We start from the raw sequence: 16,024 nt of genomic DNA on the forward strand, positions 1-16,024 counted from the left end.
GTCAACCATCCGTGGCCGGAAGCGGGTGAACCGGCGTGTGCTCGGATAGGGGACACTGGAGGGATCGAGCAGAGGGTGTGCGTGTGAGCGAGTCGACAGCGGTCGGGGCGGGTCCAGCGGGCGGACCCGGCATGGGGAGCGGACTCGACTCGGTGCGCCGTCGCAACCTCGGCCGGATCGTCGAGCTCGTGCATCAGGGCGGCGTGCAGTCGCGGTCGGCGCTCACGAGGACGACCGGGCTCAACCGGTCCACGGTCGCCGCGCTCGTCACGGAACTCGCCTCGATCGGAATCGTCACGGAGTCCGTCCCGGTCGGTGGGCAGGGTGTCGGCCGGCCGTCGCCACTCGTCTCGGCCGGCTCGCGAGCCGTCGCCTTCGCAGCGAACCCGGAACTCGACGCGATCACGGTGGCGGCCGTGCGACTCGGCGGCGAGGTCCTCGAGCGTGTACGTCGCGAGGTCGACACGACACCGTCGGCGGCCGAGGCGACGGCGATCATCGCGCAACTGGTCGCGGAACTCGCCGACCGCCTGCCCGAAGAAGCTCTCGGCGGCGGTGGGATCGGGCTGGCGGTCCCCGGTCTCGTCCGGGACGCCGACGGGGTCGTCCGGCTCGCACCGCACCTCGGGTGGGTCGACGAGCCCTTGGTCGAACGGCTGCGTGCCGCGACCGGTCGTGCGGTGTTCGCGGCCAATGACGCGAGTCTCGGCGCCCGGGCGGAGCGGACCTTCGGGGCGGGACGCGGTATCGACGACCTCGTCTACCTGAACGGTGGCGCGAGCGGTATCGGTGGTGGCATCATCGCCGGCGGCCGACCGGTCGGGGGCGCGCGCGGCTACGCGGGGGAGTTCGGCCACACCTCGGCGACGACCGCCGGAAATGCGCTCGAAGACGCCGTGCGACGCAGCGAGCTCCTCCGTGTCGCCGGTCTCACCGCCGGGGACGACGCGGTCCTCGAAGCGGCGCTCGCCGAGGGTATCGCGGCCGATCCGGCCGGGGCGATGCGGGAGGAGGTCGTCCGGCAGGCCAGGACGCTCGGACGGGCGCTCGCCGGCACGGTGAACATCCTCGACCCCGAACTCGTCGTCCTCGGTGGTCATCTCGGGATCGTGCTCGAACTGGCGTCGGAGGAGTTGCACGACGCGGTCCGTGAGCGGGCGCTCGTCCCGCCGTTCGAGGACGTCACGATCGTTCGTGCGGAACTCGGCCAGGACCTCCTGCTCATCGGTGCCGCGGAACTCGCGTTCGATCGACTCATCGCGGACCCCGCCGCCTGGTGATCGTCGCCCTGGGTGCTGTCGGCCTGGTGGTCAGCGCGGTGCGCCGGCGTGAGATGTGCTCACCCGGCGTCAGCGCGGTGCGCTGACGCGAGGTCACCCGAACAGGCGTGGGCGCGGGGCGTGGACTCGAGCGCGGGTCTCCAGAGGGGCGCGCTCACGCGTGCGACCCGCGCTCACGTCAGCGCACCGCGCTGGCGCCACCACGACACACCACGACGACACGAGGGTCAGAAGGCCGGGCGACCGGTCGACTTCCGTACGATCAGCTCCGGCTCGATCGTGCCGCGGTAGCCGACGGCGTCGACCTCGAGGTTGCCGAGCAACCGCGCGACACAGCGACGCCCCAGCTCGTCGAAGTCCTGGCGCACCGTCGTGAGCGGCGGCCAGAAGTGCGGTGCCTCCGGGATGTCGTCGAACCCCACGATCGACACGTCGCGCGGCACGTCGTACCCCTCGTCGCGGATCGCATGGATGAGACCGAGCGCCATCTGGTCGTTCGACGAGAAGATCGCGGTGAAGTCGCGCACGCGCATGAGTTCGATCCCGGCGCGATAGCCGAAGTCGGCGGTCCAGTCACCGAGGATCGGCGCGGTCGTCGGCACGTCCTGCGCGCTCATCTCGGCGAGGAAGCCGTGCATGCGCGCCTCCGCCTCGATCCAGTCCTGCGGGCCGGCGAGATGGTAGATGTTCCGATGCCCGAGCTCGATGAGGTGCCGCGTCGCCAAGCGTCCACCGGCGACCTGGTCGACACCGATCGAGTGGTCGTCGAGGTCACCGCCGGACTGCACCGCGATGAACGGCACCCGTACCTGCAGCTCCTCGATCGCCCGGAACACCCGGACCTGCGGTGCGATGACCACGATGCCGTCGACCGACTGCGCGAGCAGATGCTCGACGGCGGCGACGATCGACGCGTCGGAGACGTCGGGCAGGTTGGCCGTGCTGACGAGGTACCCGGCGTCCTTGCTCGCGTTCTCGATCGCCTGGATCATGCTCGCCGGACCGTACTGCGACCGCTGGCTCGCGAGCACGCCGATGGTCCGCGACCGACTCGTCACGAGTGCCCTGGCGGCCCGGTTCGGACGGTAGTTGACCTCGTCCATGACGGCGAGGACCCGGTCGCGGGTGGAGTCGCGGATGCTCGGATGGTTGTTGAGCACCCGTGAGACCGTCTGGTGGGAGACCCCGGCCAGGCGCGCGACATCGCGGATATTGGGGGCTCGCCCCCGTTCGGCGTCGTCGCTCACGGATTCCTCGGACCTCGATGTGCACGGTCACATTTCGTGCTGCACCCATTATGCACACGCGTCAGGCCCCCCGACGGATCGGGTCCCCCAGGGCGCGTGGAGCCACGGAGGGGTCCGCGACGGTACCGTTGGGGGATGGATACCGAAAGCGTCGCCCGCGTCATCGAAGCCACCGACTTCTCGGGCGTCGTGCTCGTCAAGCGCGGTGACGAGACGCTCTTCGAGGCCGCCCGAGGCCTCGCCTCGAGGGAGCGCGACGAACCCATCACGCTCGACACCCGCTTCGACACGGCCTCCATCACGAAGCTCTTCACCGCCGCCGCCGTGCTCCAGCAGGTGGACGCCGGACACATCGACCTCGACGAGTCGATCCACGAGTACGTCGACCTCGACGGCACGACCATCCGCCGCGACGTCCAGCTGCTCCACCTGCTCACCCACACCTCCGGCATCGCCGACGACGCCGACGAGACGGCCGGCGAGAGCTACGACGACCTCTGGGCGGAGCGCCCGGCCTCGTCGATCCGCGAGACCGCCGACCTCCTGCCGCTCTTCGCCGACAAGGAGCCGCTCGCAGCCCCCGGCGAGGAGGCGAACTACGTCAACGCGGGCTACGTGCTGCTCGGGCTCGCGCTCGAGGGCGTGACGGGGCTGCCCTACCGCCAGCTCGTCGAGCAGCAGGTGTTCGCGCTCCTCGGCATGGACCACTCGGGCTTCGTGGACCGCCGGACGGGCGAGCCCGGTCTGGCCGAGGGCGGCGACGTCGACGACGACGGCGTCTGGCACTCGAACGCCGACGCGTTCCCGCCGCTCGGCGGCCCGGACGCCGGTGCGCAGTCCACCGCGGCCGACCTCATCACCTTCCTCCGCGCCGCCCGCGACGCGAAGATCCTCACCGCCGAGCTGACCGAGGAGTTCACCTCCCCGCAGGTCGAGGTCGACGAGGAGATCTCCTACGGCTTCGGTTTCGAGTTCGACGTCGACGAGAACGGCCAGGTGCGATCGATGTACCTCGACGGTGTCAATCCCGGTGCGAGCGGCATCGTGCGCACCTACTTCGGCCCGACCGCCGCCGACGCGATCGACGTCGTCGTGCTGTCGAACTCCGAGGACGGCGCCTGGGACGTCATCCGCGCGATCGACGCCGAACTCTAGGCGCCCACTGGGATCTGCCGGACACGTCCCCGGTTTCCGGCCATGCCGATCGGGGCGTACCTGCGCCCCCGGCACGTGCGTGCGCGGGCACGCTGAGAGCGCGACCATGCCCCGACCGTCGCCGGTTATGAAAATGAGACCCATCCCGACTTGACATCAGGTGGAGGTCTGGGGCTATCGTGTGACACACAATGTGAACGGTCACATTCGGAGTGACGAGGAAGTCGACGTGGGAACGAAGCGCAATGGAGCGAGCAGGTCGGCGATGAGCCGCCTCCCGATCCACGGCACCGATCGATCCGACCACAGCTCCCTCTCGGCCCGGCTCTCCGCCGGCCACCTCTCCCTGCACCCTCGCCGGCACCACGACGAGGCGCCCGCACCCGCACCCGCGAACGCCACGTAACCGACGAGCGGCCTCGATGAGCTGGACACATCGGAGCCGACAGACCTGCGCATGACAATGACGTCCAAGCAACTCCCTAGGGAAGGAACCACACAGTGAAGAAGAGAATGCTCCTCGCCACGCTGGCCGCAGGCACGATGATCGTGTCGCTCGCCGGCTGCTCCGGCGGCGCAAGCGGCGGATCGGGCGGCGGCGAAGGCGACGGCAAGCTCGTCGGCGTCGCGATGCCCACCAAGAGCTCCGAGCGCTGGATCCAGGACGGCAACGCCGTCAAGGAGCAGCTGGAGAAGGAGGGCTTCAAGGTCGACCTGCAGTACGCCGAGGACGACATCCCAACCCAGGTCTCGCAGATCGAGAACATGATCACCAAGGGCGCCTCCGTCCTGATCATCGCCTCGATCGACGGCACCACGCTCACGAGCGTGCTGCAGGAGGCCAAGGACGGCGACATCCCCGTCATCGCCTACGACCGCCTGATCCGCGACAGCGAGAACGTCGACTACTACGCGTCGTTCGACAACTACAAGGTCGGCGTGCAGCAGGCCAACTCGGTCCTCAACGGCCTCGGCCTCGTCGACCTCGAGGGCAAGCCCACCGAGGGCGCACCCGCCGGTCCGTTCAACATCGAGATGTTCGCCGGCTCGCCCGACGACAACAACGCCACGTTCTTCTGGGACGGCGCTCAGGACACCCTGAAGCCGTTCATCGACGCGGGCACCCTCAAGGTCGCCAGCGGCCAGACCTCCTTCGAGCAGGCTGCAACGCTCCGTTGGGACGGTGAGACCGCGCAGAAGCGCATGGAGAACATCCTCACGTCGACCTACTCCGACGGCAGCAAGGTCAACGCGGTCCTGTCGCCCTACGACGGCATCTCGCGAGGCATCATCTCGGCGCTGACCGACGCCGGCTACTCGGTGGGCGACGGCTGGCCCGTCATCTCCGGCCAGGACGCCGAGCTCGACTCGGTCAAGGCCATCGAGTCCGGCGAGCAGTACGCGACCATCTTCAAGGACACCCGCCAGCTCGCTGCCGAGGCCGTCAAGATGGCCGTCGCCGTGCTGAACGGTGAGAAGCCCGAGGTCAACAACACCGAGGACTACGACAACGGCAAGAAGGTCGTCCCGTCCTTCCTCCTCGAGTCGCAGATCGTCGTCAAGGACAACATCAAGGAGGTCCTCGTGGACTCCGGGTACTGGACCGAAGACGAGATCAAGGGCTAGTCAGTCCTGTTCCTCCCCGCTCTCCGGGGTCGGCTCATCCCGACCCCGGAGGGCACCCCCGCTTCACCTCGCACTTCGACAGGCTCAGTGACCGGAGTCCGGCTCAGTGACCGGAGTCCGGCTCAGTGTCCGGAGTCCGGCTCAGTGACCGGACCGACCCGGTCCCTGAGCCTGTCGAAGGGCAAGAGCGGACACCATCGCACCTCGACCACCTGTAAGGAGACACGGTGTCAGGCGAGACCACGAGCATCCTCGAGATGCGCAACATCATCAAGACCTTCCCCGGCGTCAAGGCCCTCTCGAACGTCACGCTCGATGTGCAGCGCGGTACCGTGCACGCCATCTGCGGTGAGAACGGCGCCGGCAAGTCGACGCTCATGAAGGTGTTGTCCGGCGTCTACCCGTTCGGCACCTACGAGGGCGACATCGTCTTCGAGGGCGAGACGATGGAGTTCAAGGACATCCGCGACTCGGAGTCCAAGGGCATCGTCATCATCCACCAGGAGCTGGCCCTCAGCCCTTACCTCTCCATCGCGGAGAACATCTTCCTCAACAACGAGCTGAAGGGGCCGCTCGGCCTCATCGACTGGAACCGCACCAACCAGGAGGCGGCAGCACTGCTCGCCCGGGTCGGCCTGCGGGAGAACCCGACGACCAAGATCCTCGAGATCGGCGTCGGCAAGCAGCAGCTCGTCGAGATCGCGAAGGCCCTCTCGAAGCGCGTCAAGCTCCTCATCCTCGACGAGCCGACCGCAGCATTGAACGACGAGGACTCCGACCACCTGCTCGACCTGATCCTGCACCTCAAGGAGCAGGGCATCACGTCGATCATCATCAGCCACAAGCTCAACGAGATCAAGAAGGTCGCCGACACCGTCACGGTCATCCGCGACGGCAAGACCATCGAGACGATCGTGAAGAACGACGTCACCGAAGAGCGCATCATCAAGGACATGGTCGGCCGCGACCTCGAGCACCGCTACCCGGACCACACGCCGAACATCGGCGAGGAGATCCTGCGCGTCGAGGACTGGACCGCCCACCACCCGCAGGACCCGACCCGCGTGATGGTGGACGCCGTCAACCTCAACGTCCGCGCCGGTGAGATCGTCGGCATCGCCGGCCTCATGGGCGCCGGCCGCACCGAGTTCGCGATGAGCCTGTTCGGTCAGTCGTACGGCAGCCGGATCAGCGGCAAGGTGTTCAAGAACGGCACCGAGATCCGCACGCGCACGGTGTCCGAGGCGATCGACAACGGCCTCGCCTACGCCACCGAGGACCGCAAGTACTACGGCCTCAACCTCATCGAGGACATCAAGCGGAACATCTCGATGGCCTCGCTGAAGAAGCTCGAACGCGGCGGACTCGTCAACGACAACGAGGAGTACAAGGTCGCCGAGGAGTACCGGAAGAGCATGAACATCAAGGCTCCGAACGTGCTCGCGAAGACCGGGAAGCTCTCGGGCGGCAACCAGCAGAAGGTCGTCCTCTCGAAGTGGATCTACTCCGACCCCGACGTCCTCATCCTCGATGAGCCCACCCGAGGCATCGACGTCGGCGCGAAGTACGAGATCTACACGATCATCAACCGCCTCGCCGCCGAGGGGAAGGGCGTCATCGTCATCTCCTCCGAGCTCCCCGAGCTCATCGGCATCTGCGACCGCATCTACGCCCTCAGCGAGGGCCGCATCACCGGCGAACTGCCGATCGAGGAAGCGAACCCCGAAGCGCTCCTCAAGCTCATGACCATGGAGAAGCCCCGCTGACGCGGGCGCGGACGGATCGAAGGAGAACCGCAATGTCCGATCTGGACACCAAACCCACCGTCCCGGCAGGCGACGGTACCGCCGCCGGCGGCCTCGTCAACCCGGCCACCAACCGCTTCACGAGCTGGCTGACCCACATCCTCAGCGACCTCGGCAAGAACGGCATCTTCATCGCCCTCCTGCTCGTCGTCGTGTTCTTCGCCGTCATCACCGACGGCATCCTGCTGCGGCCGCAGAACATCTCCAACCTGATCGTGCAGAACGGATACATCCTCGTCCTCGCGATCGGCATGGTGATGGTCATCATCGCCGGCCACATCGACCTGTCGGTCGGTTCCGTCGCGGCGTTCGTCGGTGCGGTGTCCGGTGTGTTCGCCGTGCAGATGCAGATGCCGTGGTGGATCGCGGTCATCCTGTCGCTCGCCATCGGCGCGCTCGTCGGTGTCTGGCAGGGATTCTGGATCGCCTACGTCGGGATCCCGGCGTTCATCGTGACCCTCGCCGGCATGCTCATCTTCCGCGGCCTCGCGCTCGTGGTCCTCGGCAACGCCAACATCGGTTCCTTCCCGGCGGAGTACCGCGCGCTCGGCAACGGCTTCCTGAACGACGTGTTCGGTGACTTCCCGATCGACCCGCTCACGCTCGGGATCGGCGTCATCGCCGTCGTCGGCCTCGTCGTGCAGCAGGTCCGCACGCGCCTCGGCCGTCAGAAGTACGGCCAGGACACCGAGCCCTTCCCGTGGTTCGTCGCCAAGCTCGTCCTCATCATCGCGGGCATCGGCTTCTTCGTGTACTCGCTCGCGGCGTACAAGGGCATCCCGGTCACGCTCATCGTCCTGGCGGTCCTCGTGCTCGTCTACGGCATCGTCATGAACCGCTCGGTCTTCGGCCGCCACATCTACGCGATCGGCGGCAACCGTCACGCCGCGGAGCTGTCCGGCATCAAGACCCGCAAGGTCGACTTCTTCCTGTTCGTCAACATGGGCTTCCTCGCGGCGCTCGCGGGCCTCATCTTCACGGCCCGCCTGAACCTCGCCGGTCCGAAGGCCGGTGACGGCTTCGAGCTCGAGGCGATCTCCGCCGCCTTCATCGGTGGAGCCGCGGTGCAGGGTGGTGTCGGTACCATCGGCGGCGCGATCATCGGTGGTCTCATCATCGGTGTGCTGAACAACGGTATGTCGATCATCGGCCTCGGCATCGAGTGGCAGCAGGCCGTTAAGGGTCTCGTGCTGCTGCTGGCCGTCGCGTTCGACGTCTACAACAAGCGCCGCAGCGGCGGACGCTGATCCCGAGGTCCGCGACCGCGGAACCCGGATCGATCCGACGCATGGACATCCACCACGGAGGCGAGAGCACCGGCGACCTGGCCGGTGCCCTCGCCTCCGTGCGTGGTGGCGAGGCGACCGCCCCGCCCGAGTCCTCGTCGGCCATGCCGGCGCTCGCCGTCCTGCGGGACGGCACGCCGCTGCTGGAGGTGCCCTTCAGCACGGTGCACGCCGTGCTCGGCCCGGTCTCCGCGCTCCGGCGCCTGATCGCGCGGTTGTCCGGGACGGCTCCCGTCCCGCGCGGCGTGACCAGGTCGTCCGGTTCCGAGACAGTGCTCGTCGCCGGTCGACCGGCGCGGTTGTCGTCCCGGGCCGCATCGAGCGCCTCCGGGGTGGCCGTCGTGACGGCCGGGCAGGCCATCAGCTGGTCGCAGACCATCGGCGAGAACGTGCTGCTCGGTTCCGAGCGTGCCGCGGGCCTGCGGGAGACGGTCATGCGGCTCCTCCGAGGACCGTCCGCCGACCGGACGTCCGTGGGGCGGAGCGATGCCGCGCGGATCCACCGCGCTCTGCGTGTCGTCGGCCTCGACCGGTCACCCGCGGACCCCGCCGGTGCCCTGTCGGTCGTGGAGCGTCGGCTCGTGGAGCTGGCCAGGGCCGTCGCCGCGGAGGCGTCCCTCATCGTGATCGACGACAGCGGACCCGCGCTTCGAGCGGACGAGGTCGAGCGCTGGCGGCAGGCGATGGTCGAGGTGGCCCGAGTTCCTCGAACCGCCGGCCCAGCACCCGGCGTCCTGCTCGCGACCGGGGCCGTCACCGGGCTGGCGGGCGTCGCATCGACCGCGACCGTGCTGGCCGTCGGCGGTGCGCACTCGCCCTCGATCCGACTGACTCCCGACAGCGGTGAACGCGAGGTGCTCGAAGCCTTGGCCGATGGTGCGCTCGCCCTCGACGCCGCAGGTCCGGCCGGGGCCCGCGCGTGGACATCGGGCACCGAGACGGTTCCCACGGATCGGGTGTCGGGCACCGGCCTCGCCGTCGAACACTGGACCGCGAGCCACCCGGCGGACCCCGAGCGGACCGTCGTCGACGACCTCTCCTTCGCCTGTGCACCGGGGGAGGTGCTCGGGCTGTTCGGTCCGCCCGACTCCGGTGCCGGGGAAGTGTTGCTGAGCGTCTTCGGTCGGTCGTACGGTGCGCGGACCCGTGGTTCGGTGGCGCTCGACGGTGCGGCGGTCGACGTCTCGACGACGGACCTGGCGCGCGCCGCGGGGGTGCTCTACACGACCGAGCATCCGATCCGCTTCGACCTCTCCTTCCTCGGCGGAGTGCCGTCGAGTGTCTCCCCGGACGCCCTCACGAGGATGGTCAGGCTCGGTGTTGCCGACGCGCGCCGCGACTACCGGGCGACCACCGTGCCGAGCGGCCTGGTCGCCGCACTCCCCGGCGTGCACCGCGGGCCGGACGCCGACCAGTTCACCGAGTCGCTCCGGATCATCGCGGACACGGGGGCCCGCGCCGTCCTGCTCGCCGAACCGTTCGGCGCGACGGGCGTCCCCGACTCCGAGGACGGACGTCGGCGGGCTGAGCGGTGCTCCCTGATCCGATCGCTCGCGGCGTCCGGCCGGGCGGTCGTCGTCTCGAGCGAGGACCCAGCGGCGCTCGCGGCCGTCTGCGACCGGGTCGTCGCCGTCCGCGCGGGCCGGATCGTGGGGACCGTCGGCGCTGCTGACGCGCCGGATCCCGAGCCGCTCGACGCACGCGCCGTCATCGAGACGATGGGCGGTCTCGCATGAGTCGAGATCGCGTCGTCCTGTGCATGGCCACGGCAATATACAACGTTGTACACTGGAGTGCGGCCCAGCCCTGATCCACCCGAACGAGCAGCCGCCCCCACCCGCTTCACCACAGCATCGCGAATCAACCGAGCACCAGATCGACGAAGGAGTCCCACCGGTGAACACCGAGCAGAACCCGGCCGCCAGCGCCCCCGAGCAGGCGACAGCGACGCACGCCGAGACCTACACGATCGGCGTCGACTTCGGCACGCTGTCCGGCCGAGCCGTCGTCGTGCGAGTGTCCGACGGCGCCGAACTCGGGTCGGCGGTGCTCGACTACCCGCACGCCGTCATGGATCGGGAGCTCGCCTCCACCGGCGCCGCGCTGCCGCCCGACTGGGCGCTGCAGGTGCCGGCCGACTACGTCGCCGTCATGCAGTCCGCCGTGCCGCGCGCCGTCGAGGCCGCCGGGATCGACCCCGCCGCCGTCATCGGCATCGGCACCGACTTCACCGCCTGCACGATGGTCCCCGTCATCGCCGACGGGACGCCGCTCAACGAGCTGCCCGAGTACGCCGATCGCCCGCACGCCTACGTGAAGCTGTGGAAGCACCACTCCGCGCAGCCGCAGGCGGACCGCATCAACGAGCTCGCCGCCGAGCGGGGCGAGTCCTGGCTGCCGCGATACGGCGGGCTCATCTCGAGCGAGTGGGAGTTCGCCAAGGGCCTCCAGCTCCTCGAGGAGGACCCCGAACTCTACGAGCGCATGGACCACTGGGTCGAGGCGGCCGACTGGATCATCTGGCAGCTCACCGGCACCTACGTCCGCAACGCCTGCACCGCCGGCTACAAGGGCATCTACCAGGACGGCGCCTACCCGAGCCACGAGTTCCTCGCGGCCCTCAACCCCGCCTTCGAGCGCTTCGCCGACGACAAGGTCGCGCACGAGATCGGTGAGCTGGGCGCCGCCGCCGGCACCCTCTCGGCCGAGGCCGCTGCGTGGACCGGTCTCCGCGAGGGCATCGCGGTCGCGGTCGGGAACGTCGACGCGCACGTCGCGGCACCCGCGGCGCAGGCCGTCTCGCCCGGCCAGATGGTCGCGATCATGGGCACCTCCACCTGCCACGTCATGAACGGCGACGTCCTCCGCGAGGTCCCGGGCATGTGCGGCGTCGTCGACGGCGGCATCATCGCCGGCCTCTACGGCTACGAGGCCGGGCAGTCCGGCGTCGGCGACATCTTCGCCTGGTACGTCGCGAACCAGGTCCCCGCCCGATACACCGAGGAGGCTGCGGCGCGCGGCGTCAGCATCCACGAACACCTCACCTCCCTCATCCAGGACCAGCCGGTCGGCGCGCACGGCCTCGTCGCCCTCGACTGGCACTCCGGCAACCGCTCGGTCCTCGTCGACCACGAGCTCTCCGGCACCGTCCTCGGCCTGACGCTCACCACCCGCACCGAGGAGGTGTACCGCGCATTGTTCGAGGCGACGGCCTTCGGCACCAGGAAGATCGTCGAGACGTTCAACGCCTCGGGCGTCCCCGTCACCGAGTTCATCGTCGCCGGCGGTCTGCAGCGAAACCCCTTCCTCATGCAGACCTACTCCGACATCCTCCGCCTGCCGATCTCGATCACCGCGAGCGACCAGGGGCCCGCGCTCGGCTCGGCCATCCACGCCGCCGTCGCCGCCGGAGCCTACCCGGACGTCCCCGCGGCCAGCGCCGCCATGGGCAAGGTGAACCGCGCCGTCTACACGCCGAACGAGGCGGCGGCCGATGCGTACGACCTGCTCTACGCGGAGTACGCGACGCTGCACGACTACTTCGGTCGTGGCGCCAACGACGTCATGAAGCGCCTGAAGCGCATCCGCCGAGCCGCCCTCGGTGGCGGCGTCGACGGCCTGCCGACCGACACCGAGACCACCGCCCTCGAAGGAGCCACCGCGTGAACACCTACTCGCCCGAGATCGAGGTCGCGATCGCGCGCGTCCGGTCCGACGTCGCCAAGCTGCACGGCGAGCTCGTCCGGTACGGGCTCGTCATCTGGACCGGCGGCAACGTCTCCGGTCGGGTGCCGGGAGCCGACCTCTTCGTCATCAAGCCCTCCGGCGTCGACTACGACGACCTCGCACCCGAGAACATGATCCTCTGCGACCTCGACGGCAACGTCATCCCGGGCACGCCCGGCGCTGAGCGGTCGCCGTCGAGCGACACCGCTGCGCACGCATACGTCTACCGGCATATGCCCGAGGTCGGTGGCGTCGTCCACACCCACTCCACCTACGCGGTGGCCTGGGCGGCACGCGCCGAGCCCATCCCGTGCGTGATCACGGCGATGGCCGACGAGTTCGGCGGAGAGGTCCCGATCGGTCCGTTCTCGATCATCGGCGACGACTCGATCGGACGCGGCATCGTCGAGACGCTGACCGGTCACCGGTCGCGCGCCGTACTCATGCAGAACCACGGGCCGTTCACGATCGGGAAGGACGCCCGCGACGCCGTGAAGGCCGCGGTCATGGTCGAGGACGTCGCCCGCACCGTGCACATCTCGCGTCAGCTCGGCGAGCCGAAGCCCATGCCGGCCGAAGCGATCGACGCCCTGTTCGACCGCTACCAGAACGTCTACGGCCAGGCGCCGCAGGGCGCGCTCTGACCAGAACGACCTCCGGTCCCCGCGCCGTTCCCGGTCCCTGAGCCTGTCGAAGGGCAGGGACCGCCGCACCGAACTCCGGTCCCTGAGCTTGTCGAAGGGCCCACCCACTCAGAAAGCAGACCCACCCATGCCGAAGCCCACCACCACGCTCGACCACTACACCGTCTGGTTCCTCACCGGCAGCCAGAACCTGTACGGCGAGGAGACCCTCCGTCAGGTCGCCGAGCAGTCCCAGGCCATCGCCGCCGAACTCGGCGCCGCCGCCGACGTCCCCGTGCGGATCGAGTGGAAGCCCGTCCTCAAGGACTCCGAGTCGATCCGTCGCGCGATGCTCGACGCGAACGCCGACGACAGCGTCATCGGTCTCGTCACCTGGATGCACACCTTCAGCCCGGCCAAGATGTGGATCGCCGGCCTCGACGCGCTGCAGAAGCCGCTGCTGCACCTCCACACGCAGGCGAACGTCGAGCTGCCGTGGTCGGAGATCGACTTCGACTTCATGAACCTCAACCAGGCCGCACACGGCGACCGCGAGTTCGGGTACATCCAGACGCGTCTGGGTGTCGCCCGCAAGACGGTGGTCGGCCACGTCTCGGACCCGCGTGTCCAGCGTGAGGTCGGCACCTGGCAGCGCGCCGCCGCCGGTTGGGCGGCCACGCACGAGCTCAAGCTCGCACGGTTCGGCGACAACATGCGGTACGTCGCCGTCACCGAGGGCGACAAGACCGAGGCCGAGCTGCGCTTCGGGGTGCAGGTCAACACGTGGAGCGTCAACGAGCTGGCCGAGGCCGTGCACGCGTCGACGGACGCCGACATCGACGCGCTCGTCGCCGAGTACGAGGAGCTGTACGACGTCGTCCCCGAGCTGCGGAAGGGTGGCGAGCGGCACGAGTCGCTCCGCTACGGCGCCGCGATCGAGCTTGGCCTGCGCTCCTTCCTCGAGGCCGGCGACTTCGCCGCGTTCACGACGAGCTTCGAGGACCTCGGTGAGCTGCGTCAGCTGCCGGGCCTCGCCGTCCAGCGCCTCATGGCCGACGGCTACGGCTTCGGCGCGGAGGGCGACTGGAAGACCGCCGTCCTCGTGCGCGCCGCGTCCGTCATGGGCGCCGGCCTCCCCGGCGGCGCCTCGCTCATGGAGGACTACACGTACCACATGGAGCCCGGCAACGAGCTCATCCTCGGGGCGCACATGCTCGAGGTCAGCCCGACGCTCTCCTCGGCGCGCGCCACCCTCGAGGTGCACCCGCTCGGCATCGGCGGCAAGGAGGACCCGGTGCGCCTGGTCTTCACGGCCGACTCCGGCCCCGCCGTGGTCGTCGCGATGAGCGACATGCGCGACCGCTTCCGGCTGACGGCGAACGTCGTCGAGGTCGTCCAGCCCATCGAGGCCCTGCCGAAGCTGCCCGTCGGGCGCGCCGTGTGGAAGCCGGCTCCGGACTTCGCGACCTCGGCCGCTGCCTGGCTCACCGCCGGCGCCGCGCACCACACCGTCATGTCGACCGCGGTCGGAGTCGAGGTCTTCGCCGACTTCGCGGAGATCGCCAAGACCGAGCTCCTCGTGATCGACGAGTCGACCACCACGCGCGACTTCCAGCGCGAGGTCCGTTGGAACAACGCGTACTACCGCCTGGCCCAGGGGTTCTAGCCTCGGGACGATCCGACCGAGACGGCCTCCTGCCCACCAGCGGGAGGCCGTCTCGCGTCGTGCTGTCGTCGATCGTGCGGTGCGACGACGGCGCTTGCTAGCCTGGGGCGACGCGCCGGGGGTGGCGCACTGAACGACGGGGATCGACCGATGACGGATGTGTTCACGCGGACGGAGCAGCACGAACCGGGCGACGAGGGGACGGCCGAGCCGACGAGGCTCGGATGGAAGCTCGCGATCGGTGGGACCGTCCTCGTCGCCGGTGTCGGAGCGGTCCTCGCGATCGTCGCAGCGACGGGCGGGTTCACCGCCGCCGACCCGGCGGCCGCCGAGCGGGCGATGGAACGGTGCATCGCGGAGCGGGCGAGCAGCATCGTCGACGCCGGCGACCGTACCCCGGCCGAGGCCGCCGCCGAGGGATGTGCGCTCGATGCCGAGTCGGACACCTTCCTCGACGAGTACGGCGACTGACCCGTACCCGTCCGGACGCGCTAGGGGAGGAGCCCGACGACGGCGCCGACAGCGAAGAGCGCCAGCGCGCTCCACATGAGGATGTCGTCGGTACTCATACGGAGCTTGAGGCGTCGGCCGCGAGTGCTGACGCGGCCGACCATCGCGTCGGGCGCCGGTGCGACCGTCTCGGTGCTCCGTCGGTCGCCCCGGGTCTCGCGCCACCGGGCCCAGCGCTCGACACGGTCGTCCACGGCGTCGACAGCGGCGGCGATGTCCTGCCAATCGTCGACCTTCGTCGTGACGAGGTCGTCGGTGGTCACGAGGAGGAGCCAGTCGTCGACGATCTCGACGTCGAAGCCGCGCACGTGGTCGAGGAGGCGCGCCATCACGTCGGGCGTGAACAGGTAGAGCGCGTCCGCCTCGTAGCCGATCGGGCAGTAGAGGTGGAAGTGTCGATCGAAGTCGCCCTCGAGCTCCAGTCGCTGAGTGCCCACCGGGGCGCTCGCGGCGCTCATGCCGCGGCGTCGGCCGTCCTGCGCGCGGAGCACCAGGTGTGGCAGGGCGATCGGTATCCGGAGCGCGCAGTAGCCGCCGAAGGGGGCCGCGAGGTTCTTCCGGTTTCCGGTGATCTCGTAATTCGTGATCTCGATGCCGCGCGGTTGGCGGCTTCGGAGGACGCGGTGAAGGTTCAGTGCACCGCGGTTCCGCCAGGGCATGTCGCGCGGCGCCGCAACGGGGCCGACCAGGTAGTCGAATCCGTTCGCCTCGGCGAAGGCGACGAGACGGAGGTGCGTGCGTCGCATGGTCCTGCGTGACCAGACCCTGACCGTCGTCCGGACGAGGATCACGGCGACGGTGACCATGGCCAGCGCGAGCGTTCCCAATCCGAAGGCGAGTCGTGCAGCATCCGCGCCGTGTTGTGCGAGCGCCAGGACGCCGATCAGCGTGAAGAGCGGGATGCTCAGCAGTCCGCCCACCGTGCCGATCGTGGTCGTGATCCGGCGCGCCCGCCCGATGCGGTCGAGGGCGTCGGGCTGTTCGGCGACGAAGGCTCGCCACTGCTCTCGAACCTCGCGGCGGGGAAGCGGCCGGGTGAGCGCACTCGTGTCGAGTGGTTCGGGAAGCGCCTGCACGCCCTCCAGCCTAGTTCCGCGTCG

Annotated in this window: 13 protein-coding genes; 11 read left to right on the forward strand and 2 right to left on the reverse strand. The window is 69.4% G+C overall.

Annotation, left to right across the window (positions count from 1 at the left end; genetic code table 11):
• The first annotated feature begins 83 nt into the window (after positions 1-83).
• A complete protein-coding gene (locus HOW07_RS13050) occupies positions 84-1,280 on the forward strand; it encodes an ROK family protein (RefSeq protein WP_371743678.1) in 1,197 nt (398 codons plus the stop codon).
• A 227-nt stretch (positions 1,281-1,507) separates the two neighbouring features.
• On the opposite strand, the gene HOW07_RS13055 is transcribed toward HOW07_RS13050, so the two are convergent.
• A complete protein-coding gene (locus tag HOW07_RS13055; RefSeq protein WP_064294998.1) occupies positions 1,508-2,527 on the reverse strand; it encodes a LacI family DNA-binding transcriptional regulator in 1,020 nt (339 codons plus the stop codon).
• A gap of 135 nt (positions 2,528-2,662) precedes the next feature.
• On the opposite strand from HOW07_RS13055, the gene HOW07_RS13060 reads away from it, so the two are divergent.
• The 10 genes from HOW07_RS13060 (at position 2,663) to HOW07_RS13105 (ending at position 14,885) form a co-directional block, all read left to right on the forward strand.
• Positions 2,663-3,682, forward strand: a complete 1,020-nt coding sequence (locus tag HOW07_RS13060) for a serine hydrolase (RefSeq protein WP_175117387.1) — start codon at positions 2,663-2,665, stop codon at positions 3,680-3,682.
• Between the two features lie 265 nt (positions 3,683-3,947).
• Positions 3,948-4,088, forward strand: coding sequence for a hypothetical protein (locus HOW07_RS13065; protein ID WP_153303513.1), 141 nt, complete (start codon positions 3,948-3,950; stop codon positions 4,086-4,088).
• Between the two features lie 107 nt (positions 4,089-4,195).
• The gene (chvE, locus tag HOW07_RS13070; RefSeq protein WP_079003210.1) at positions 4,196-5,308 is read left to right on the forward strand and encodes a multiple monosaccharide ABC transporter substrate-binding protein; all 1,113 of its coding nucleotides are present in this window, start codon (positions 4,196-4,198) and stop codon (positions 5,306-5,308) included.
• 257 nt (positions 5,309-5,565) lie between these two features.
• A complete protein-coding gene (gene mmsA / locus HOW07_RS13075; protein ID WP_064295024.1) occupies positions 5,566-7,074 on the forward strand; it encodes a multiple monosaccharide ABC transporter ATP-binding protein in 1,509 nt (502 codons plus the stop codon).
• A gap of 32 nt (positions 7,075-7,106) precedes the next feature.
• Positions 7,107-8,360, forward strand: coding sequence for a multiple monosaccharide ABC transporter permease (gene mmsB, locus HOW07_RS13080; RefSeq protein ID WP_175117388.1), 1,254 nt, complete (start codon positions 7,107-7,109; stop codon positions 8,358-8,360).
• A 41-nt stretch (positions 8,361-8,401) separates the two neighbouring features.
• A complete protein-coding gene (locus HOW07_RS13085) occupies positions 8,402-10,135 on the forward strand; it encodes a hypothetical protein (RefSeq protein ID WP_175117389.1) in 1,734 nt (577 codons plus the stop codon).
• A gap of 232 nt (positions 10,136-10,367) precedes the next feature.
• Positions 10,368-12,065: a ribulokinase gene (gene araB / locus HOW07_RS13090; RefSeq protein WP_371743692.1), complete on the forward strand. Its 1,698-nt coding sequence runs from the start codon at positions 10,368-10,370 to the stop codon at positions 12,063-12,065.
• A complete protein-coding gene (locus HOW07_RS13095; protein ID WP_175117391.1) occupies positions 12,062-12,769 on the forward strand; it encodes an L-ribulose-5-phosphate 4-epimerase in 708 nt (235 codons plus the stop codon). Before araB ends, HOW07_RS13095 begins: the two co-directional genes overlap by 4 nt.
• Before the next feature lie 127 nt (positions 12,770-12,896).
• A complete protein-coding gene (araA, locus tag HOW07_RS13100) occupies positions 12,897-14,414 on the forward strand; it encodes an L-arabinose isomerase (RefSeq protein WP_056014267.1) in 1,518 nt (505 codons plus the stop codon).
• A 150-nt stretch (positions 14,415-14,564) separates the two neighbouring features.
• Entirely contained in the window at positions 14,565-14,885 is a 321-nt protein-coding gene (locus HOW07_RS13105; RefSeq protein ID WP_175117392.1) for a hypothetical protein, read from the forward strand.
• 20 nt (positions 14,886-14,905) lie between these two features.
• On the opposite strand, the gene HOW07_RS13110 is transcribed toward HOW07_RS13105, so the two are convergent.
• A complete protein-coding gene (locus HOW07_RS13110; RefSeq protein WP_121293797.1) occupies positions 14,906-16,000 on the reverse strand; it encodes a hypothetical protein in 1,095 nt (364 codons plus the stop codon).
• Positions 16,001-16,024 lie beyond the last annotated feature (24 nt).

The sequence above is a fragment of the Plantibacter sp. MCCC 1A11337 genome, from assembly GCF_013349365.1.
GTDB lineage: Bacteria > Actinomycetota > Actinomycetes > Actinomycetales > Microbacteriaceae > Plantibacter > Plantibacter flavus_A.

What these genes read in the sequence shown, in the direction of transcription:
- HOW07_RS13060 (WP_175117387.1), top strand. Translation starts at nt 2,663, where the DNA reads ATGGATACCGAAAGCGTCGCCCGCGTCATCGAAGCCACCGACTTCTCG.
- HOW07_RS13065 (WP_153303513.1), top strand. Translation starts at nt 3,948, where the DNA reads ATGAGCCGCCTCCCGATCCACGGCACCGATCGATCCGACCACAGCTCC.
- chvE (WP_079003210.1), top strand. Translation starts at nt 4,196, where the DNA reads ATGCTCCTCGCCACGCTGGCCGCAGGCACGATGATCGTGTCGCTCGCC.
- mmsA (WP_064295024.1), top strand. Translation starts at nt 5,566, where the DNA reads ATGCGCAACATCATCAAGACCTTCCCCGGCGTCAAGGCCCTCTCGAAC.
- mmsB (WP_175117388.1), top strand. Translation starts at nt 7,107, where the DNA reads ATGTCCGATCTGGACACCAAACCCACCGTCCCGGCAGGCGACGGTACC.
- HOW07_RS13085 (WP_175117389.1), top strand. Translation starts at nt 8,402, where the DNA reads ATGGACATCCACCACGGAGGCGAGAGCACCGGCGACCTGGCCGGTGCC.
- araA (WP_056014267.1), top strand. Translation starts at nt 12,897, where the DNA reads ATGCCGAAGCCCACCACCACGCTCGACCACTACACCGTCTGGTTCCTC.
- HOW07_RS13105 (WP_175117392.1), top strand. Translation starts at nt 14,565, where the DNA reads ATGACGGATGTGTTCACGCGGACGGAGCAGCACGAACCGGGCGACGAG.